Origin of the sequence: Ferrimonas sediminum (genome assembly GCF_900100175.1) — a bacterium.
Taxonomy (GTDB): Bacteria; Pseudomonadota; Gammaproteobacteria; order Enterobacterales; family Shewanellaceae; genus Ferrimonas; species Ferrimonas sediminum.
In genome coordinates this window covers 288341-309523 of sequence record NZ_FNEM01000003.1, presented here as the reverse complement: position 1 = coordinate 309523, position 21183 = coordinate 288341, and the positions used below count along the sequence as shown (strand labels likewise).

Annotated in this window: 18 protein-coding genes; 10 read left to right on the top strand and 8 right to left on the bottom strand. The window is 58.9% G+C overall.

All coding sequences use genetic code 11. The annotated features are described in order from the left end of the window. The first annotated feature begins 119 nt into the window (after positions 1 to 119). A complete protein-coding gene (locus BLT77_RS05770) occupies positions 120 to 1379 on the top strand; it encodes a uracil-xanthine permease family protein (RefSeq protein WP_090363350.1) in 1260 nt (419 codons plus the stop codon). Positions 1380 to 1548: 169 nt separating this feature from the next. Here the strand turns inward: BLT77_RS05770 and BLT77_RS20215 are convergent, their stop codons facing one another. Beyond that, the gene (locus BLT77_RS20215) at positions 1549 to 1689 is read right to left on the bottom strand and encodes a hypothetical protein (RefSeq protein ID WP_176819199.1); all 141 of its coding nucleotides are present in this window, start codon (positions 1687 to 1689) and stop codon (positions 1549 to 1551) included. A gap of 395 nt (positions 1690 to 2084) precedes the next feature. On the opposite strand from BLT77_RS20215, the gene BLT77_RS20210 reads away from it, so the two are divergent. The 3 genes from BLT77_RS20210 (at position 2085) to hda (ending at position 5883) form a co-directional block, all read left to right on the top strand. Further along, complete coding sequence (locus tag BLT77_RS20210) at positions 2085 to 3890, top strand: flagellinolysin (RefSeq protein WP_176819198.1); 1806 nt, start codon at positions 2085 to 2087, stop codon at positions 3888 to 3890. 146 nt (positions 3891 to 4036) lie between these two features. Beyond that, a complete protein-coding gene (locus BLT77_RS05755) occupies positions 4037 to 5110 on the top strand; it encodes a DUF2066 domain-containing protein (protein ID WP_090363348.1) in 1074 nt (357 codons plus the stop codon). A 65-nt stretch (positions 5111 to 5175) separates the two neighbouring features. Beyond that, positions 5176 to 5883 (top strand): DnaA inactivator Hda, encoded by a 708-nt coding sequence (hda, locus tag BLT77_RS05750; RefSeq protein WP_090363346.1) that lies wholly within the window; start codon positions 5176 to 5178, stop codon positions 5881 to 5883. Positions 5884 to 5949: 66 nt separating this feature from the next. Here hda and BLT77_RS05745 read toward each other — a convergent pair whose 3' ends face one another. From BLT77_RS05745 to bepA, 4 genes are read right to left on the bottom strand one after another with little or no spacing between them, the layout of a single operon-like run. Then, positions 5950 to 7845 carry a PKD domain-containing protein gene (locus tag BLT77_RS05745; RefSeq protein WP_090363342.1) on the bottom strand — a complete coding sequence of 632 codons (1896 nt, stop codon included), beginning with the start codon at positions 7843 to 7845 and terminating at the stop codon, positions 5950 to 5952. 19 nt (positions 7846 to 7864) lie between these two features. Next, on the bottom strand, positions 7865 to 8248 hold the full coding sequence (locus BLT77_RS05740; protein ID WP_090363339.1) for a DUF2069 domain-containing protein: 384 nt from the start codon (positions 8246 to 8248) through the stop codon (positions 7865 to 7867). Further along, a complete protein-coding gene (gene arsC / locus BLT77_RS05735) occupies positions 8249 to 8599 on the bottom strand; it encodes an arsenate reductase (glutaredoxin) (protein ID WP_090363336.1) in 351 nt (116 codons plus the stop codon). A 60-nt stretch (positions 8600 to 8659) separates the two neighbouring features. After that, the gene (gene bepA, locus BLT77_RS05730) at positions 8660 to 10111 is read right to left on the bottom strand and encodes a beta-barrel assembly-enhancing protease (protein ID WP_245709877.1); all 1452 of its coding nucleotides are present in this window, start codon (positions 10109 to 10111) and stop codon (positions 8660 to 8662) included. 299 nt (positions 10112 to 10410) lie between these two features. On the opposite strand from bepA, the gene BLT77_RS05725 reads away from it, so the two are divergent. The 4 genes from BLT77_RS05725 (at position 10411) to BLT77_RS05710 (ending at position 13704) form a co-directional block, all read left to right on the top strand. Continuing rightward, positions 10411 to 10635: a sulfurtransferase TusA family protein gene (locus tag BLT77_RS05725; RefSeq protein ID WP_090363485.1), complete on the top strand. Its 225-nt coding sequence runs from the start codon at positions 10411 to 10413 to the stop codon at positions 10633 to 10635. A gap of 24 nt (positions 10636 to 10659) precedes the next feature. Continuing rightward, entirely contained in the window at positions 10660 to 11736 is a 1077-nt protein-coding gene (locus BLT77_RS05720; protein WP_090363333.1) for an AI-2E family transporter, read from the top strand. A 9-nt stretch (positions 11737 to 11745) separates the two neighbouring features. After that, positions 11746 to 12417: a 7-carboxy-7-deazaguanine synthase QueE gene (queE, locus tag BLT77_RS05715; RefSeq protein WP_090363330.1), complete on the top strand. Its 672-nt coding sequence runs from the start codon at positions 11746 to 11748 to the stop codon at positions 12415 to 12417. Positions 12418 to 12723: 306 nt separating this feature from the next. Beyond that, complete coding sequence (locus tag BLT77_RS05710) at positions 12724 to 13704, top strand: transposase (RefSeq protein WP_090363327.1); 981 nt, start codon at positions 12724 to 12726, stop codon at positions 13702 to 13704. Between the two features lie 290 nt (positions 13705 to 13994). Here BLT77_RS05710 and BLT77_RS05705 read toward each other — a convergent pair whose 3' ends face one another. Next, positions 13995 to 15365, bottom strand: coding sequence for an L-serine ammonia-lyase (locus BLT77_RS05705; RefSeq protein ID WP_090363323.1), 1371 nt, complete (start codon positions 15363 to 15365; stop codon positions 13995 to 13997). Positions 15366 to 15731: 366 nt separating this feature from the next. Between BLT77_RS05705 and ycfP the strand changes: the two genes are divergently transcribed. After that, positions 15732 to 16271: an alpha/beta hydrolase YcfP gene (ycfP, locus tag BLT77_RS05700; protein ID WP_090363320.1), complete on the top strand. Its 540-nt coding sequence runs from the start codon at positions 15732 to 15734 to the stop codon at positions 16269 to 16271. A gap of 192 nt (positions 16272 to 16463) precedes the next feature. After that, a complete protein-coding gene (locus BLT77_RS05695) occupies positions 16464 to 16736 on the top strand; it encodes an acylphosphatase (protein WP_090363318.1) in 273 nt (90 codons plus the stop codon). On the opposite strand, the gene BLT77_RS05690 is transcribed toward BLT77_RS05695, so the two are convergent. Both BLT77_RS05690 and mfd read right to left on the bottom strand, forming a co-directional pair. Beyond that, the gene (locus tag BLT77_RS05690; protein WP_090363315.1) at positions 16726 to 17715 is read right to left on the bottom strand and encodes a CsiV family protein; all 990 of its coding nucleotides are present in this window, start codon (positions 17713 to 17715) and stop codon (positions 16726 to 16728) included. The genes BLT77_RS05695 and BLT77_RS05690 overlap by 11 nt on opposite strands. Then, positions 17712 to 21149 carry a transcription-repair coupling factor gene (gene mfd, locus BLT77_RS05685; RefSeq protein WP_090363313.1) on the bottom strand — a complete coding sequence of 1146 codons (3438 nt, stop codon included), beginning with the start codon at positions 21147 to 21149 and terminating at the stop codon, positions 17712 to 17714. Before mfd ends, BLT77_RS05690 begins: the two co-directional genes overlap by 4 nt. Positions 21150 to 21183: the final 34 nt, after the last annotated feature.

The following is a 21183-nucleotide window of genomic DNA, read 5'->3' as shown; positions in this document are numbered from 1 at the left end:
GACCACCGCTCGGCGGCAGTACCAAAACGTACCCTAACAACCCGACGTTACATTGGCCCATCTTTGCCATAGATGGGGCGATGAAGTGCGGGTAATAACATGATAATAATGAGGTTTGTATGCAGCAGCAGGCTGTTTCTACGGGAGTGACCCCGGTACCGGCGACCTGGCGACAGGTGGTGGCGGGTACCCAGATGCTATTTGTGGCGTTCGGCGCCCTGGTATTGGTGCCATTGCTAACCGGGCTGGACGTCAACGTTGCCCTGTTTACCGCGGGCATTGGTACCCTGCTGTTTCAGCTGGTGACCAAGCGCCAGGTGCCGGTATTCCTGGCGTCGTCGTTTGCCTTTATTGCCCCCATCTCTTATGGCGTCAGCCAGTGGGGCGTCTCGGCCACCATGGGCGGCCTGATGGCGGCCGGTCTGGTGTACGTGCTGTTGTCCCAGGTGGCGCGAGTCGGCGGCATGAAGGCGATTCAACGGTTGCTGCCGCCGGTGGTGGTGGGACCGGTGATCATGGTGATCGGTCTGACCCTGGCTCCGGTGGCGGTCAACATGGCCCTGGGTAAGCAGGGGGATGTGCAAGCCTACGACACCAGCCTGGCGTTGATGATTGCCCTGCCGACCCTGTTTACCGCCTTGATTGTGGCGGTCATGGGCAAGGGAATGTTGCGACTGTTGCCGATCATGTCGGCAGTAGTGGTGGGCTACACCCTGTCCTATTTTGCCGGCATTCTGGATTTCAGTGCCGTGGCGGCGGCCCCTTGGTTTGCCCTGCCCAGCTTTACCGCCCCCAGTTTCCATTGGGAAGCGATCCTGTTTCTGATTCCGGTGGCGGTGGCTCCGGCGGTGGAGCACATCGGTGACATGCTGGCCATCAGCAACGTGACCGGCAAGAATTACGTCAAGAAGCCCGGCCTGCATCGCACCCTGTTGGGGGACGGCGTGGCAACCATGGCGGCGGCCAGCTTTGGTGGGCCACCAAACACCACCTATTCAGAGGTGACCGGTGCGGTGATGCTGACCCGTAACTACGACCCTAAGGTGATGACCTGGGCTGCGGTGTCGGCGGTGGTACTGTCTCTGGTGGGCAAGTTCGGTGCCATTCTGGCGACCATTCCCACCGTGGTCATGGGTGGCATCATGATTTTGCTGTTTGGTTCCATTGCGGCGGTAGGCATGAGCAGCCTGATCACCAACAAGGTGGACGTAGCTGAACCCCGCAACCTGGTGATTGTGGCAGTAACCCTGGTGTTTGGTATCGGTGGCATGACCATCAACATGGGCGAATTCACCCTGCAGGGCATCGCCCTCTGTGCGGTGGTATCGATTCTGCTCAACCTGTTGTTGCCCAAAGATCTGGGTCACCTGCAGCATTGATGGCGTGAGTGTTCCAACAGGCCGGTCGATGACCGGCCTGTTGTTTTTTTACCCCCTACCTGGCTTCCTTCTCCCGGGCCTCGATTAATGCCGCACAGGCTTCAGACCGGGCACTGTTGAGCATCATGATCTCCTGACGCCTACCATCCAGCAGCTCCTGTTGCTGCTCTTAATCCATATGGTTTTGCTTCAGCGCTTCCAACTGCGCCTGCGCCGCCTTGATCTTCTCTTTCAGCCTCTTGAGGGTTTCTTTGAGCTTGATGATGGCAGGCGAGGTCGCCGCGGTTGTCGCTCTGTTCGCTCTTTTCATTGCGCAGCTTTTGCCGGGTTTCATCACAGAGGGTGACCCGATTCCGGTTTGAGCCGATGGACGTGGTGACGGCAACGCCCGTCTCCGGTCTGATGCTAACCCGCTGGTCGCCTGGGGTGGCACTGATAAACGGGGTGTGTGAACTTACCTGGGTAATGTTCATATGGACTCCTGGCTGATTCCCTGGTTGTCGGTAGTGATTACTTCTTTTTTAACCAACTGATTTATATGCTTCAACCTTGGGGCCAGGGTGAATTGTAACGGTGAGTTGGTGAAGTTGTTTTCTGTTACCCGGCTTGAATTTTGATTCGGGCGTGATTTTTTATCCCTGCCGCCTGAACCTCCTCAAGGGGGATGGACTCGCTGCCGATAGCGAAATCAGCAATGAGTCGTTGATGGCAAGTGAGGGAAGTGTGCGGATTGCTACGAATACCACTGCGATGTTTACCGCAGAGTTGCTGCGGCGGAACAGTGACGGCGTGTCGGGCTCCATGGAGCGGTTGTCTTCAGGGATGCGAATTAACAGTGCCAAAGACGATGCCGCCGGATTGCAGATCAGTAACCGCCTGAGTTCACAGATTAATGGCAATACGGTGGCGATCAGAAATGCCACTGATGCCATCTCCATGGCGCAAACGGCCGAAGGGGCGGTAGAAGAGGTCACCAACATGCTGTTCCGGTTGCGGGATCTGAGTCTGCAGGCTGCCAATGGCTCCAACAGCGATCTGGATCGCGGTGCCATACAGAAGGAAGCCAAGGCGCTGCTGTCGGAGATCGATCGTACTAACGAGACCACCACTTTTGCCGGCAAGCGACTGTTCAGGGCCTCCGCGGTGAGTCGCATCGACACTAAGGAGCGGGACATCGTCAACAGCCTGGCCACCACCTGGCTGTATGAGTCGGAGCAGCTGATCAAAGATCAGCTGGGCCTGGATGGTAAAGGGGCGACCCTGAAAATTGACCTGGAAAACGTGGATGGCCCCAGCGGCACGGCGGCGTACGTTCAGTCCCAGGTGCCCGGCGGCGGTGGGGCGGCGTACAACCTCACCATGGTGATCGACCTGGACGATTTTGGCGCCTCAGGCGGTGGCGGTTCCCTGGAGTTGGACGAGGTGATTTTGCATGAGATGACCCACGCCATTCAGGGGGTGAACTTTGCCGAGTGGGGCAACTTGCCGACCTGGTTTTCCGAAGGCAGCGCCGAAGCGATGCGTGGGGCCGATGATCGACTCAAGAACGACATCGCCAGCTTCGGCATTAACGGCATCTGGGGTGAGGTCAATGGCAAGCGCAACAGCAACGCCAGCCCCGGCACGGCACTGGAAAATGCCGGCGCCTACTCCGGTGGCTTTGTGATTCAGCGCTATATGCACAGTGAGCTGGGTGAGGCCGGCTACAAGTCCATCAACAGCGAGCTGGCGGGAGGGGCGACACTCAATGCGGCCTTGAATACCGCCTCGGCCGGTCGTTGGACCGATGTGGATGCGTTATTTACCGAGTTGGGCTCGGCCGGTGGCGGTGGCGCGGCCACCAAGTTCGAGGAGTTCATCAACGCCAATATGGATCTGACCAATGCCGATAACGGTTCTCTGGCCGGGTTCGATGCCACCGGTGTGGGTCCGGAATTGGACAACGTCATGCAGGGACGATCCGGCGGCGGTGACGGTGCCAGCTCGTTTGAGGAGTATTACGTCTCCGGTGACGATGATACCTCCCAGGCGGATTTTAACTCCGCCAACTGGGACACCAGTGGCGACCCCGCCATTACCGAGGTGGCCATCGGCAACTACTCGGCGGAGATTGGCGAAGGTGGTTATGAGATCCTGGCTCAGGTCGGGGCCCATGCCCATGAGCAGGTGGCCTTTAACCTGGGCACCTTTGGTTCGGTGAACCTGGGCGTGAGCAGCATCGACCTGACCAAAGACCCACAGGGGGCCATCGCGGCTATCGATGATGCCCTTCAGGCCGTCGACAGTTCCCGCGCCTCCCTTGGTGCGACCATGAATCGTCTGGGTCATACCATCTCCAACCTGACCAACATCAATGAGAATGTCTCTGCCAGCCGCTCCCGCATTCAGGATGCGGATATGGCCAAAGAGTCGGCGTCTCTGGCTAAGCGCCAGGTGTTGCAGCAGTCGGCCACGGCGATGCTGACCCAGGCCATCAATCTGCCCAGCAGTATGCTGTCGCTGTTGCAGTAGACCGGCGGTGAACCCGACATTGCCGGGTTCGCCTTTCTTCTCACTTCTCGCCGCCATTTTGTGCCGGTGGAGACGCCACAGACGTATTTGCATCCCCAAAGGCTGTGGTACACTTTGCGCACTTGTGCATTTATTTTGGAACCTACGTGAAACGACTGCTTTTTTTGCTGCCCCTGCTGATGATGCCGATCCTGGTTCAGGCGGTGGAGGTCACTAATCTCTATCAGGCCGAAGTGCAGGTCGAGGGGCGTACCCGGGCGGAGCGGCAAAGCAAGATCAATGAGGCGTTGGTTCAGACTCTGGTGAAACTGACCGGAGAAGCGAAGATTGAGTCCGATCCCCGATTTAAGGGGATGCTGACCAATCCGACCCGCTATGTGACTCAGTTTGGCTATCAGGGTGAGCCCCTGATGCTGCAATACAGCTTTGATGCGTCTCTGCTGCTCAAGGAGATGCAGGCCAGGCAACTGCCTATCTGGGGTAAGCAGCGGCCTTTGACCCTGTCCTGGATCGCCATCGAAGATGAGGAGGGCGAGCGCCAGCTGCTGTCTGAGCAAGGGGATCCGCAGCGACTGCAGAACTGGCAGCGATTCGCCGGCCTGCGGGGGCTGCCCCTGTCGCTGCCGCTGATGGATTTGGAAGACGCCATTAAGGTGGGGCTTAACGACGTCTGGGGCTTTTTTGTCGATCCGGTGGCCCAGGCCAGTGAACGTTACCCCGCCGATTTCTTTATGCTGGCCCAGGTGTGGCCGGACGATGAGGGCTGGCAATACAACCTGGCCCTGTACCCCTATCAGGCCTCCCAGTCCCAGGATCGCTATGGCTACGCCAGTGTGCGTCGCAGTGTGATGCAGAAAAGCGGTCGCGCCGCCAGCCTGGATGACGGCCTCGATGCCCTGCAGCAGGAGTTGGCCCGCTACTTTGCCCGTCGCTATGCCACGGTTGCCAGCGGTGAGCAGGAGCAGCAGACGCTGGTGTTTCAGATTCGTGGCGAGATGTCCGAATTGGTGGCCATCGAGCGCTACCTGAAGGGGCTGAGTGCGGTATCCAATGTCAAAGTCAGTGGTCTTCAGGGACGCCAGGTCAGCTTTTCGATGGAGGTGGTCGGTTCTGAGCAGGCGCTGGAGGAGATGCTGAACCTGGAGCCCAGAGTGGAACGGCTGCCGGTTGCTGATGATTTGGCCAATCAGATTCGATATCGCTGGTTAGGTGACCAGTGAAATTGGGTGCGTTAGCCGGCCGTGTTACACTGGTCGCAGTTAATCGATAGGAAGCCAAGCCGTACGTGAAAGCGAGTTCACCCATTCAACTTTCGTTACCCGTTTATCTGCCCGATGATGAGACATTCGGCAGTTATTATCCTGCCGCCAATCAACAGCTGCTCGAGGCGATCCGCCAGGTCGCTGAAGGTGAGGGGGAAACGGTCACCTATCTTTGGGGGCAGGCTAAGTCCGGTCGCACTCATCTGTTGCATGCGGCCTGTGCCCACGCTCGAGAATTAAATCGTCAGGCGTTCTACCTGCCATTAGGCATTCACGCCAGCATGTCTCCGGCGGTACTGGAAGGGTTGGAAAACCTGTCACTGGTGTGTCTGGATGACATCGACCAGTTGGCGAGAAACCCCTTCTGGGAAGAGGCAATATTCGACCTGTACAATCGCATCAACGAACAGGGAGATTGCCGTCTGATTGTCTCTGGCAGCGCGCCGGCGTCACAAGCGGGCTTCCTGTTACCGGACCTGGTGTCGCGCCTCAATTGGGGGGTGCATTATCAGGTGCAGTCTCTCAGTGATGAGGAGAAGCTGACTGCCCTGCAGCGACGGGCCAAAGCCCGGGGGCTGGAGTTGCCGGAGGATGTCGGCCGCTTCTTGCTGACCCGCCTGGCCCGGGATCTGCGCACCCTGTTTGATGTTCTGGATCGCCTGGATAAGGCGTCGATGCGGGCTCAGCGGCGGCTGACCATCCCCTTTGTGAAAGAGACGCTGCATCTGTAGCCGTTCCCAGTCGTGACAGTCCCGCAAGAAAAAGGCCGCATTCGCGGCCTTTTTTGATCTCTTAACTCAGTGCCCGGACAGTTTCCAGTCCGGCCCCCGGCCGAAGTGGCGTCGCTCGGCCAATGGCGGCCTTGCTCCGGTGGGCGCTGGGCCGATGCGCTGTATCTTGGCCGCCGGCCCCAGTACCAGGTTGGCGTTCCAGGTTTGTCCGGGAGTCATCGGCAGGGTGGCGGGCAGCGAATCGATGAGGGTGTCAGGATCCAGCGATGGCAGAATCTGTCGCACCACCAGGTCCAGCCTTGGCAGCAGCGTCGGTTCACCGATACGGCCGCGCTGGCCCCAGTCGACGATGATGGTGTCGCCGCTGACGGCATCCGGCTTGTCGGTTACCGCCACATCTCTGAGAATGCCGTAACGGTGGCTCATCATCGCCTCCTCAAACAGCATGGCCAGATCTTCTCTGGGGGTGAAATAGTTGTAGTCGTCGTTGGCACGATCCTGGCTGAAAAAGCCGCTGATGTCGCTGGGACGGTAGGCCTTTTGGATGGCACTGGCCGTCTCCCCCTGAAACTGCACCTTGGCCAGCTCAAACATCTGGCTGCTGGACAGTGGCAGGCTATTGGTGAGCTGATCAGACACCAACTGGCCACTGGCGCTGCGGTCGTAGTACTCCTGCAGCAGGGTATCGGCACTGATGGCATCCAGGGTGTCGACGGGGAAGAAGTCATTGGCGTGCGCCAGTTCGTGGTACAGCAGACTGGCCAGGTCCCCCTCAAGCTGATCGAAGCCGCGGCTGGCTTCCAGGTAGGAGGGGTAGAAGGTGCTGGCGTATTGGTTGTCTTTTACGTATCGCCACGGCAGCAAGTAATTGAGCCCATTACCAAAGCCGCTGCGGTAGTCCGGGTCTTCGTTGATGCTGGCCTGTTGCCAGGGCTCTCGCCATAAGTCGCTGGGATCCAGGTAGATGGCGCCGGTGGCGACCCAATAGAACGAAGGCCGGATGTCATAGCTGATGACCACCGCCGATACCGATGCCAGCAGTCGCCGAAAGTCACTCTGGGAGTCGCGCTGCTCCAGAAAGGCCTTGAAAGCATCGCCCATCCAGGGGTGGGACACCACCACCCGGTTCATGACCTCAGACACCGAGGGCTGGTGCGTCTGCTGACCAATCGGCGGCAACTCTGACACTCGGCAGGTGTTGCTGCCGGCAAGCTGGGTACTGTAGACGCAGCGCTCCAGAGCCGACCGCCATGGTGAGGCGGGATTCCAGGCCCGAACCTGGGCCAGGGGCGTGTCGAACAGGGCGTCATGAACCGGGTTGCGTTGGTCGGTTACCCATACGTAGGCATGATCGGTAATGACGCTGCCGCGGTCATTGGCAATTACCTTCAGGGTCAGTAACGAGTCTTTGCCGACGGTGGAGGGGGCGGTAAAGGTGAGTAGCTCCGGGTTATCGCTGTTCATCTCCGTAATGGGCGGTCCACCGACCTGAGACCACTGAATCTGGGTCAGGGGCTGGCTTTTGTCGCCGCTTCGCCCCAGGCGCAGTGAGACCCGGCCGCCACGGGAGACCACCTGGTCGCCGCGAATCCGCGCCGGCGTAACGGCTTCTGCACTGTGGGTCAGGGCGTTGCTGATCTGGTTGCCGAAGGTGTCGGTCACCGTTAACTTAAGCTGATAGTCATCGCTGGCTGGCGCCTCGAATGCCGCCATCGCCGAGCGGGGGTTGCTGATGTGGATGGTGGGGCCGGCCTGTTGCTGCCATTGGTAACTCAGATCCCGACTCAGGACACCGTCAACGGTGGCGACAATGGCCACCGAGCCATCGTCCGGTTCGGATCGGGTAAACTCAATCTCCGCTTCCGGAGGCAAGGGCGAGGGCTCGAGGGTACTGCCGCCGCCGCTGCCGCCGCAGCCAGTGATCAGTACCAGCAGTAATGCCGGGATAGAACTCCGTATCATCTTGCCTCCTTGCCAGTCTTTATTGACCGGTGTTTTTTTTCTTAAGTCCTAAGCCTAACTCTCTACCCCTTGATCTGGCAAAAAAACTGCTCGCGATTAACCAGGTAAGTAGCAACAGCGTCGCGATCAGGGGCCACAGGCGGTGGCTGTCAGCCACCCAAAGCTGAGTGAGGCTGGAGAGCAGGTACAGGCAGGCGATAAAGCCTGACCAGGCATGGGTGTAGGGTCTGCCTTTCAGCATGCCGGGCAGCGGCAGTAACAGCGGCAGCAACATCAACAGGCTGAAGCCCGGAGAGTAACCCGGATTCGGACTCAGACCCAGTTGCCAGACCGGAATGAAAACCACGCTGGCCAGGTAGCTGCTCAGGGCGGTGCGTTCGAGTGTTGAAGTTGATAGTGGCATTTAGTCAAAAATCTCCAGTACCTGCTCCGGAGGGCGGCCGATGGCGGCGCGCTGCTGGTGCACCACAATGGGGCGCTCAATCAACTTGGGAGTGGCCAGCATCGCCTGCAGCAACTGTGCGTCATCGGCGTCGGCCAGGCCCTGGGCTTTGTATTCCGACTCCTTGGTGCGCATCAGCTCTCGGGGAGAGAGGTTCAGCATCGACAGCACCTGCTCCAGCTGGGCTTGGGTTGGCGGCGTTTTCAGGTACTCGAATACCTCTGGGGTGATGCCGCGCTGCTCCAGCAGGGCCAGGGTTTGGCGGCTCTTGGAGCAGCGGGGGTTGTGCCAAATAAGGGTGGGGTTGCTCATGGGGGATCGTCCTGTGATCTGGATCTCAATGGGCCCATTCTACGGGCCCATGAGAGTGAGTTAAAGGGATTTCAGCTCCTGCTCCGCCTGACGAAGCTCCTTGATGCGGGCATCGATGCGGGCTTTCTGCAATGGGTTATTGCGGGTCTGGCGGTAGGCAAACTGCAGCTGTTCGATGGCCTGGCTGAAACCACCGGACAGGGCCATCAGTTCAGCCTGGGCCATATGGCGGTTGGCCACCATATCCAGGTGACGGTAGGTGGTGGACAGCAGGTCGTAGGCCACCACACTGTCTTTATTCAAAATCACCTGGCGCTCGAGGATGGTGCGGGCCTGGGCGTAGTCACCGCTCTCGATGAGGGCGTTGGCCAGGTTCAGCTCGATGACGGCGTTGTTAGGGCGAATCTTCTGCGCCTGTTTCAGAATCGCGCCGGCCTCTTTAGCCCGCCCCTGTGCCATCAGGGCATCGGTGGTGGTATCCAGGTAAAACAGGTTATTGGGCGCGCCGTCGAGCAGTGGCCGAATGATCGCTTCGGCCTGTTTGGGCTGGTCTTTGGCCAGCAGCGCCAGGGCTTTGCCGTACAGGGCAGCGTCCCGCAGCACCGGGTCGCCGCTGCTGGCCTGCTTGTCGAACAGGTACAGGGCATGATCGATGTTGAGGTTGCTGTAGCGAACCTGCACCCGTGATTTGGCCAGATGGAACAGCAGGCTTTCCGGTACCGGCCGGTAGGGGTACAGCGCCGCTCGGGCGCGGGCATCGGCGATGCGGGATTCGGGCAATGGGTGGGTCAGCAGCATCTGCGGTGGCTTGCTGGCGAAGCGGTACTTGGCGGCCATTTTGCCAAAGAAACTGGGCACGGCGTTGGGATCAAACCCGGCGGCGACCATGGTCTTGATGCCGATACGGTCGGCTTCTTTTTCATTGCTGCGGGTGTAGTTAATCGATGCCTGCTGGCTCAGGGCCAGGGTGGACTGCAGGGCGGCAATACCCGCTTCCGGAGACGCCATGGCCAGAATGATGGAGCCGATGACCCCCACCAGCGTTGCCGGGGCGGTTTTCTTCTGGGCTTCGATGGAGCGGGCCAGGTGGCGTTGGGTCACGTGGGAGATTTCGTGGCCCAGGACCGAGGCCAGTTCGCTTTCATTATCGGCGGCTTCGATGATGGCGGTGTGTACCCCGACGTGCCCGCCGAAAAAAGCGAAGGCGTTCAGTTCGGTACTGTTGATCACGAAGAAGGTGAACGGGGTTTTGACGTTGTCGGCCTGGGCGACCAGCCGGTTGCCGATGTCGTTGAGGTACTCGGTCATCACCGGATCGTGCACTACCGGCAACTGACCGCGCAGCATCCGCATGTAGAAATCGCCGATCTGGTTCTCTTTATCGATAGACAGGGTGCTGGCAGCGACCGTGCCGAGTTCCGGCAGTTCCGGCTGAGCCATACTGGTGGCGGTGGTGCCCAGACCGGCCATCAGCAGAGCGGCGGCGCAGAGAGATTTTAGCTGTTTGGTCACGTGTGCCCGGTTCCCCTTTTGATAATGTCGACAGTGTACCCGTAAGCGCCGGCGTTAGGCCAGATACTGCCCGTTAAGGGTTAGTCTGCCACATCGGCGTGCAGGTTCCACAGGCTTTAACATTTTTTACCAATAAACAGAGGCAGTTGATAATTCGTAATCGGTCACTTTGGTGTGGATTGGGCTCGAGTCCTGGCCGCATTGACCCGGATCACAAGGGTAGGGCATTTTATTGTGATGGGTGTTTGTAACTTGCCCCGGGTCACGGGATAATGGCCGCCAAAATAACGGGAGAGACCATGTTGCCGCTGGATTTAACCATGCACCGTTGCCCGCTGGCGTTTGTTAAAGCCAAGCAGGCGTTGAGGAGTCTGGCACCGGGGCAGCAGCTGGTTATGATGTTGTCCGACCCCGGCGCCGTGCAGGATGTGCCAAAATATGCGCAAAAGCAGGGCTTTGAAACAACGGTGACGCGGCTTGATGGTACCAGGGTGCTGGTACAGTTACGTGCTCCTGACAGATGATGAAACGATAAGGTTGTTTGCATAATGTGGAATTTGGTCCGTAGCTGGTACCAGGAAAAGTTTTCTGATCCCCAGGCGGTGACCCTGGCGATGATTCTGGTGGTGGGGTTTGCCGTTATCTATTTTTACGGTCAACTGATCACCCCGTTGCTGGTGGCCATTGTGCTGGCGTACATGCTGGAGTGGCCGGTGGCGCAGATGGCCAATCGCGGCATGCCCAGGGTGTTGGCTGCTTCGTTGGTGCTGCTGACCTTTGTCGGTGCCATGGCGCTGTTCTGCCTGGTTGCGTTGCCGCAAATCTGGAATCAGGGCATCAGCCTGGCCCGCGAGTTGCCGGAGATGTTTTCCTGGGCCCAGGGGCAGGTGCTGACCCTGCCTCAGCTGTATCCGGAGTTCATCAGCGAGTCGCAGATCCACGATCTGATGCAAAACCTTAACGGCCGCCTGCTGGCCTGGGGCCAGCAGGTGTTGCAGGTCTCTTTGGGATCGTTGATCGACCTGGTTGCCCTGGCGGTGTACGCCATTTTGGTGCCGCTGCTGGTGTTCTTCTTCCTGAAAGACAAGCGTGAGCTGCTGCGGGGCTTCAGCCGCTTCGTGCCGGACAACCGTGAGCTGGCTAAAAAAGTCTGGGCTGAGATGAACGGTCAGATCGTTAACTACATTCGCGGAAAGGCGATAGAGATTCTGATCATCGGCGTAACCAGTTACCTGACGTTCCTGTTTATGGATCTCCGCTACGCGGCCCTGTTGGGTTTGGTGGTGGGCCTGTCGGTGCTGATCCCTTACATCGGTGCGACCGTGGTGACCATTCCGGTGGCCATGGTGGGCCTGTTCCAGTGGGGCTGGTCGCCGCAGTTCGGTTACCTGCTGCTGGCCTACGGCATTATTCAGGCGCTGGATGGTAACGTGCTGGTACCGTTGCTGTTTTCTGAAGCGGTCAACCTGCATCCGGTGGCCATCATCGTGTCGGTGCTGATCTTTGGCGGCCTGTGGGGCTTCTGGGGCGTGTTCTTTGCCATTCCATTGGCGACTCTGGTCAAAGCGGTGGTGAACGCCTGGCCAAGTACCGACTTGCCGGCAGCCGCCGGTGAGCAGGGGTAGGAGAGTCTGATGAGTTTACCGGTTAATGAGCTGTTTGAGACCATCCAGGGGGAGGGTCAGTTTACCGGAGTGCCGGCGGTATTTGTGCGACTGCAGGGCTGCCCGGTGGGCTGCCCCTGGTGCGATACTCGTCATACCTGGGAGCTGGATGAGGCCGATGAGGTGGCCAGAGAAGGCGTTATCGGCATCAGTGGCGATACGCCCCGCTGGGCCAGTTATGAGGTGGAGCAGTTGGTGGCTTTGCTCACCGACGGGCGCTTTCGGGCCCGTCACCTGGTGATCACCGGCGGTGAGCCCTGTCTGTACGATCTTCGGGCACTGACTGAGCAGATGCATCGGGCAGGGTGGCGCTGTCAGGTCGAAACCTCCGGCTGCGCCGAAGTGAAGGTGGATGATCATACCTGGGTGACGGTGTCGCCGAAAATCAATATGAAAGGCGGTTTGCCGGTGTTGACCCAGGCTCTGCAGCGAGCCGACGAAATCAAGCACCCGGTGGCGCTGGAGAAGCACATCGAAGAGCTGGACCAGTTACTGCAGGGGGTGGCATTGCCGCGCAAGCCGCAGATCTGCCTGCAACCTATCTCCACCCAGAAACGGGCGACCGAGATGGCGATTCGGGTGTGCATCGAGCGCAACTGGCGGCTGTCGGTACAAACCCACAAATACCTGAACATCGACTGAGTTCCGGCTAGAGGCCCTAATGGCGAAAATGCCGCTCACCACAAGTGAGCGGCATTTTTTTCATGATGGCAGCCTCATGCTAGAGGTAACTACGTCCGTCTCTTAACAAGACACCCAATTTAACTCTTAACAAGACACCCAATTTTAACGCCTCTTAACAAGACACCCAATTTAACGTCCCTTAGCCTTAGCCTCTTAACAAGACACCCAATTTAACGTCCCTTAGCCTTAGCAATACACCCGCTTTAACAGCGTCCTGGCCATCATCAACTACACTGTGTGTTTGTTAGTTTCAAGGATGAGACTATGCCCACAGCCAGAAACCGGCTGGTATCTCTGCAAGATACCCCCTTCTACCACTGCGTCAGTCGCTGCGTTCGCCGCAGTTACCTTTGTGGCGTCGATGCCTACTCTGGCGTCAGCTATGAGCACCGCCGCGACTGGGTCGAAAAGCGGTTACTCGAATTAACTCAGGCGTTTGCTATTGAAATATGCGCCTTCGCGGTAATGACTAACCATACCCACGTAGTGCTGCACGTGGATGCTCAAAAAGCGGATGATTGGAATGCTCTGGAAGTGCTTATTCGTTGGCATCGGTTGTTTGCCGGGACGGACGTTACCCGCCGCTATTGCGATGATGAGCAGCGTGAAAATCTTACTCGAATTGAGCTGGATCAGGTGGACCACCAAGTAGAGCTCTACCGAAATCGTCTGGCTGATTTAAGCTGGTTTATGCGCTCGCTTAATGAATACATCGCCCGTGAAGCCAATAAAGAGGACGGGTGTACCGGTCGCTTCTGGGAGGGACGGTTTAAGTCCCAGGCGCTCTTGGATGAGCAGGCACTGCTGGCCTGCATGGCGTATGTTGATCTCAACCCTATTCGCTCCGGCATCGCAAAAACACCTGAGCAATCGGACTTTACCAGTATTCAGATGCGCATCCGCGCGGCGCTGCAGGGCAAGCAGCCTGAGCGATTAAAATCGTTTAATGCCGGCAGTTTTGAGTCACACGCCTTACCGTGCCATCTTAACGATTATCTGGAGCTGGTGGAGTTTACTGGCAGAGCCATCAGAGACGATAAAGTCGGCGCCATCCCGCCTTGCATTGGAACGTTGCTGCAGCGACTGGAGATTGATTTAGAAAGCTGGGTGGAGCTCACGGAGGGCTTTGAGGGCCAGTTTTGCCATCTGGCAGGGCGGCTTCACAGTTTACAACACTGCCGGCAAACTGATGGTATGCATCGAATTCGGGGGTCGGGAAACGCCAAACGGTTACTGGGTGCCTAGATAGTACCTCCACCCCTCCTATTAGATGTCTCTGGTTCGGCCAAAAGGGGGCTGATGCCTGTTTTTTGGTGAATATTCCACTGAGTGCGCCAAAGCCTAGTATTTTGGCAACAACCACAAGATCCCAGAACCTTTTCGCCGCCCCATGTCTGAATGTGTTTTGCAGTGGTTGGTCATGAATCTAAAAATGGGTGTCTATGGAGGGGGATTAATCTTGGCTGTCTATATATTAAAAAGACCGCTGTTGCGGTCTTTTTTGATTGTGGTGCGGTTGTGCCTGGGCCGGGACGTTAGCACTCGACGATGTTGACTGCCAGTCCACCTTTGGCGGTTTCTTTGTATTTGGTGCGCATGTCCTGGCCGGTTTCCCACATGGTCTTGATCACCTTGTCCAGAGAAACCTTATGCTGGCCGTCACCGCGACAGGCCAGTCGCGACGCATTGATCGCCTTGACCGCGCCCATGGCGTTGCGCTCGATGCAGGGCACCTGTACCAGTCCGCCAACCGGATCGCAGGTCAGGCCCAGGTTGTGTTCCATGCCAATTTCGGCGGCACATTCCACCACCGCCGGTGTGGCGCCCATGATTTCGGTCAGGGCGCCGGCGGCCATAGAACACGCGACGCCCACTTCGCCCTGGCAGCCCACTTCGGCGCCGGAGATGGAGGCATTTTTTTTGTACAGGATGCCGATGGCGGCGGCGGTCAGCAGGTAGCGACAGGCGATCTCTTCATCCACCGGCTGAATGAATTTGTCGTAGTAACACAGCACCGCGGGCAGAATGCCGGCGGCGCCGTTGGTGGGGGCGGTGACCACCCGGCCACCGGCGGCGTTCTCCTCATTGACCGCCAGTGCGAACAGGTCCACCCAGTCCATGGCATTGAGCGGATCGCGGCTGTTGTTGCCTTCGGCGGCCAGTCGCCGGTACAAAGTGGAGGCGCGGCGGCGCAGTTTCAGTCCGCCGGGCAAAATGCCCTCCTCTCGGCACCCACGCTCGACGCAGCCCTTCATGGTTTGCCAAATCTGCCACAGTTGACGGCGAATCTCGGCCTCATCGCAGACGACTTTTTCATTGGCCATCATCAATGAGGCGATGGACAGGCCCTTGTCGGTGCAGTGATCCAGCAGTTGGGCTGCGGTATCAAAGGGGTAGGGCAGCGTTGGACCGTTGCTGGTGGCTAAAGGCTGGGCGATCTCGCTTTTGTCCAATACAAAGCCGCCGCCAACGGAGAAGTAGGTCTGCTCATACAGCACCTGGTTCTGATCCAGGGCGCGCAGGGTCATGGCGTTGGCGTGTTGAGGCAGGGTTTTGCGGCGGTGGTAGGTGATGCCCTGATTGCGGGTAAAGGCCACTTCGCGTTCGCCATCCAGCGACAGAACCTGGCGGTTGGCAACCTGCTCCAACTTTTGGTCTACCGAATCGGTGTCGACCGTTTCCGGCTGATCCCCCAGCAACCCCAGTACCACGGCTTTGCCGGTGCCGTGCCCTTTGCCGGTCTGGCCCAGAGAGCCGAACAGTTCGCATTGCAACTCGGTGGTGTGCTCAAACTGATGGTGTGCCCTGAGTGCTTCGATAAACCGGTTGGCGGCGCGCATCGGCCCGACGGTATGGGAGCTGGATGGGCCAATGCCAATACTGAACATATCGAACACGCTAATCATAACGGTATCCCTGTTGAATGGTGCGTTGTGGCGATGGTGCCGATGGTACCCCAGCAGGAGGAAAAGCAAAATCGAACCTTCCTGATACAGTATAAAATGTTGCCATCGACGTTGCTGGCAAGGTGGCTGTCAGGTTAAGTCGGTTTCGTCAGCGCAATTGCCCACTCGACTGGCGCCTGGATTCAGTCTTTGAATGGTTTTCAGCAAATAAATGAAGCAAAACGCTGATGTTATTGAATCTTTATCTTTAACGACCGCCGTTCGAGTTGGCAAAATGGGCTCGACCGTGATCCAGATCATCTTCGGTGCTTTGCTTGCGGTTTGCCAATGGCTATAGTGGATCCAAGCTAATGGAATGGTTTTACTATGATAATTTATCTGCACGGGTTTGATGCTACCAGCCCTGGAAATCACGAGAAAGTTCTGCAACTTCAGTTTGCTGATGAAGACGTGCGTTTTATAAGTTACTCCACTCTTCATCCCCGCCATGATATGCAGCATCTGTTGAAAGAGGTGGATAAACAGAAGCGCTACAGCGACGATCCTAATCCGCTGATTGTCGGGGTTGGCCTGGGCGGTTTTTGGGCCGAGCGCATCGCTTTCCTGACCGGCATGAAATCGGTGGTGTTTAACCCTAACCTGTGGCCGGAAGAGAACATGGAGGGGCGGATTGATCGCCCGGAGGAGTATCGGGACATCAAGGAAAAGTGCGTCACCGAGTTTCGAAAGAAAAATCGTGATCATTGCCTGTGCGTGCTGGCCTGCCACGATGAGGTATTGGATACCTCGCGAATCGAAGCGGAGATGAAACCCTTCTATCCCATCATCTGGGACACCACCCAGACCCACAAATTTAAAGACATCTCCCACCAACTGAAAGCACTGGCGGAGTTTAAGACCGCCTGAACCTCGGGGCAGAGTCTGTCAGCCCCCTTGTCTCCCCATGTCGAATAGGGCCCGGTGTCTGTGGACGCCGGGCTTGGGTGTTCCTGAGCGAATACGACGCCGATCAAGACCTTATTGTGTCCTTGGCGGGAAAACTCGCACCACCTGGATAGCTGCTATAGTGAAGTTATCGACTTGAGGGTGGGCGATGCTATGAAGCGTTTGATGGTTAAGGTCAGTGGCCGGGTTCAGGGAGTCTGGTACCGGGCGTCGGCTCAGGAGGCGGCGCTGCGTCTGGGGGTCACCGGTTACGTTCGTAACCTGGATGATGGCAGCGTCGAGATGCTGGCTCAGGGGGCAGACAAGGCGGTGGACGCCATGCTGGACTGGGCCCACCAGGGGCCACCTCAAGCCGAGGTGACCGATGTACTGGTGTCCGATTATGACGGTACCGATCTGTACCTGGACTTCGAAGTTACCGAGTAACCAGGGTGTCGCTGTCCGGTGCCGGGATCGGCTCCATATCTTTCGGTTGGGTCATGCGCCGAATCTGAATCACGACCCCCATCTTGGGGTGATCAAAGTAGTGAATTTCGCGACTGCGTACCCGACGGGTTTGACGCAGTTCGATGATGTTTAGAAACGGCTCTGTGGCGGCGGTGGAGGTCGCATGGCCCTGTTGGTTTTGCACCGGTTGATCGGCAGCTGCATTCGATTCGGCGGCCATCAATTCCAGACCAGGAACCGGTCGCTCGCTTTCCTCCCGCAGTTGCAGGGAGGTGTCAATGAACAAGAAATGGTTCAAATAGATACGTAACCAGCCATCGAGTTCCCATACCGGCTCTGCCTGTGCGGTTTCCGGCATCATGGAAAAATTAAAATCAAACACCGATCCTAAGGGGTCATTAAGCGGACGCAGGCGGCCATCGGCGTAGAAGCGGTCACTGAAATTGCGACCGTTGTAGAGCCGGTAGGCCTGGCTGTTGCCGCGGCTGAACACCGGCTGTTGCCAGGCGCTGTGCAGCAGTACCCGGGCGCCTTTGTGACGCAGCTTGGCCAGTGCTTCATCGAACTGCAGAGCCTCTGCGGGCAGCAGGAACGGGGTACCGGACAGCGGCGAGCCGGTTTCCAGCGCGGTCACGGTCGCGGGCAGTTGCTCCGGAATTGGCGTCGGCTCGGTAGGCTGAGGTTGACAGTTCTCCGGCTGACTCAGCCAGTCACTGCTGTCGCAGGGGGTCAGCGCCTCCTCCAGAGCGCTGAGGTCCGGCATCATGGCCGGCCCCAGCAGATCCAGGGTGTTGGCGGTTTTCAGCGGCGCCGTTTCCTGAGACCAGGCTTCGGTGGTCGTTTGCGGGCGCTGGAACACCGCAATTTCGACCTCGAACCAGGTGGCTTCTTCGGCCTGCGGGGCCGACCATGCTAGAGTCAGCATCAGGCCGGCGGTGAGTGCTTTCAGGTTGATCATCGTTTGTCCAATAGCTTGAGCAGCTGCTCTACTGCATCAAGGCGAGACGCCGCATCCTGCAGGTCGCCCTGATAACGTAATTTGGTGGGCCCATCCATTCGATAGCGTCCCGGATCCGATTGTAGCAAACCTATCAGGGTTTCCGGAGCGACGATTGTGTCTTGGTTGAATTCAATGCTGCCGCCCTTGGCGTGGGCATCGATGCGCCGCAGCCCCAGGGCCATGGCCCACAGCTTGAAGCGGGTCAGTTTGAGCAGGTTCTCGGTGGCGGCGGGCAGGGTGCCAAAGCGGTCTACCAGCTCAACCCGGGTCTCCATCAGCTCGTCCTCGTTCTGGCAGGAGGCGATGCGCTTGTAGAGGGCCAGGCGGGTGTTGACGTGGGGAATGTACTCCTCCGGCAGCAGGGCCGGGATCTTCAGTTCCAGTTCGGTTTGTTCCGCCAGAATCTGATCCAGCGAGGGCTCTTTGCCCGCCTTGAGGGCGGCCACGGTTTGCTCCAGCATCTCCATATACAGGCTGAAACCGATCTTGGCGATGTGGCCACTCTGCTCATCCCCCAACAGTTCGCCGGCGCCCCGAATCTCCAGATCCTGGGTAGCCAGCATAAAGCCGGCACCAAGATCTTCGAGCTGTTCGATGGCCTCCAGCCGCTTTTTGGCGTCCTTGGTCATCTTCTTGCCGGCGGTCAGCAGGTAGGCGTAGGCCTGGTGATGGGAGCGGCCGACCCGGCCCCGCAACTGGTGCAGCTGGGCCAGACCGAAACGGTCGGCCCGTTCAATGATGATGGTGTTGGCGCTGGGAATGTCGATGCCGGTTTCGATGATGGTGGTGCACACCAGCACATTAAAGCGCTGGTGATGGAAGTCGCTCATCACCTTCTCCAGTTCCCGTTCGCGCATCTGGCCGTGGGCAATGGCAAAGCGGGCTTCGGGCACCAGTTCGGCCAACTCTTTGGCGCAGTCGTCGATGGTCTCAACGCTGTTGTGCAGGAAGTACACCTGGCCACCGCGCAGAATCTCCCGCATCAGGGCTTCGCGAATCAGGTCCCCCTGTTTGGGGCGGACAAAGGTCTTGACTGACAGCCGCCGTGCCGGCGGGGTGGCGATGATGGAGAGATCGCGCATGCCGGACATCGCCATGTTCAGGGTTCGCGGAATCGGGGTGGCGGTCAGGGTCAGGATGTCCACTTCGGCCCGCAGCGACTTGATCTGCTCTTTCTGGCGGACGCCGAAGCGGTGCTCCTCATCCACGATCAGCAACCCGAGGTCAGTAAACTTGATGTCCGACTGCAACAGCTTGTGGGTGCCGATGACGATGTCCACCTTGCCTTCGCTGAGCTGCTGCAGCACCTGGCGCTGTTCGGCGGCGGTGTTGAAGCGCGACATCACCTCGATGCGCACCGCCCAGTCGGCGAAGCGATCGCGGAAGTTGTCGTAATGTTGCTGTGCCAGCAGGGTGGTGGGCACCAGCACCGCCACCTGTTTGCCCTCGTTGACGGCCACAAAGGCGGCGCGCATGGCCACTTCGGTTTTGCCGAAGCCGACGTCACCGCACACCAGACGATCCATGGCGTTGCCGGTGCGCATGTCACGCACCACCGCATCGATGGCGGCCTCCTGATCGGCGGTCTCCTCAAACGGGAACGAAGCGGAGAACTTCTGGTAGTCGGCCTGATCCAGTTTGAATGCAAACCCGGGTTTGGCCTCCCGGCGGGCGTACACGTCCAGCAGTTCGGCGGCAACGTCGCGCACCTTCTCGGCGGCCTTGCGCCTGGCTTTGTCCCAGGCCTCGCTGCCCAGGCGGTTGAGCTGGACTTCGCTGTCTTCGCCGGCGCTGTAACGGCTGATCAGGTGCAGGGCGCTGACCGGCACGTACAGCTTGGCCTGGTCTTTGTATTCCAGCACCAGAAACTCGGTGCTCATGCCGCCGGCGTCCAGGGTCTGCAGCCCCTGATAGCTGCCGACGCCGTGTTTCAGGTGCACCACCGGCTGGCCGACTTTGAGCTCGGCCAGGTTGCGGATCAGGGTGTCGGAGCTGACGGTTTTGCGTTGACGCCGTCGCTGGCGGATCCGGCCGCCGAGCAGCTCCTCTTCGCAGATCAGCGCCAGCCGCTCTTTCTCCAGCACCACGCTCTGTTCCAGCGGGCTGACAATCAGCCCCACCGGGGCGCTGGCGGCGATGAAGTCATCCAGGTGAGCGAACGACTCGATGGTCAGTTTCAGCGGCCGCAGCAGTTCCAGCAACGCTTCGCGGCGGCCGTCGGATTCGACACTGAACAGGGTGCGTTTGACCTCGCCCATGCGGGTGCTCAGCGCCTGGGTCGGCCGTTTGAGTTGATGGTTCACGGCGATGTCGCCGATGGCGGCCACCGCGGCCCTGGGGTCGCGGGCAACCTCGCTGGTGGCGCTGGTCAGCTGAATGCGACCATGGGGCTTGATACGGGCAAACAGCTCTTCGGTCTGCAGGAACAGCTGTGGCGGCGCCAGCAGCGGCCGCAGCGGATCGACGCCATAGTTCTCATAGCGGTTGTGGGCGTCTTTGAGGAACTGTTCGCAGGCCTGCTGAATGTCGCCGCTGGTCAGCAGTTGCACCTGCTCCGGCAGGTAGTCAAACAGGGTGGCGGTGGAGTCAAAGAACAGTGGCAGATAGCTCTCTACGCCCGCGGGCATCAGTCCTTTGCTGATCTGCTGATAGACCGATTCGCTCTCATTGCTGATGCGGCTAAAGTGCTGCCCCCACTGACTGCGAAATCGCTCGATGGCCTTGGGGTGGGTGGGAAACTCCCGTGCCGGCAGCAGTCGTACCTGCTCCAGTGAACCGCCACTGCGCTGGCTGTCGACGTCGAAGGTGCGGATGGCTTCCAGCTCGTCGTCGAACAGGTCCAGCCGCAGTGGTTGGTCACTGCCCATGGGGAACAGGTCGATGATCGAGCCCCGTACCGCAAATTCGCCATGCTCGAACACCTGCTCCACATGGTGGTAGCCGGCCTGGGTCAGGTTGTGACGCAGGGTGTCGATGTGGATGGTCTGCCCAGGTTCCAGCAACAGCACGTTGCTGCCGACGTAGTCTACCGGCGGCAGCCGCACCAGGGCGGTGCTGATGGGCACGATCACCAGGCCCCGAGTCAGGGTCGGCAGCCGGTACAGGGCTTCCAGCCGCTGGGAGACGATGTCCTGGTGGGGAGAGAAGCTGTCGTAGGGCAACACCTCCCGATCCGGGAACAGGGTCACCGGCAGCTCCGGGCACAGATAGCGCAGCTCCTGCTCCAGATGCAGGGCGCTGGGTGTGTCCTGGGTGATCAGTAAGCTGATGCCGGCGTGCTGGCGGGCCAGGCGGCTGAGGGTCAGAGACTGGGCGCTGCCGATCAGTCCGGTAAGGCGACGTTTGGTGCCTGCACCGGCACTGGCCGGAGCAAGAGGGGAGAAACTACTCATAAATCAAGCTTACTGATAGGTTTGGGGCTAGTGT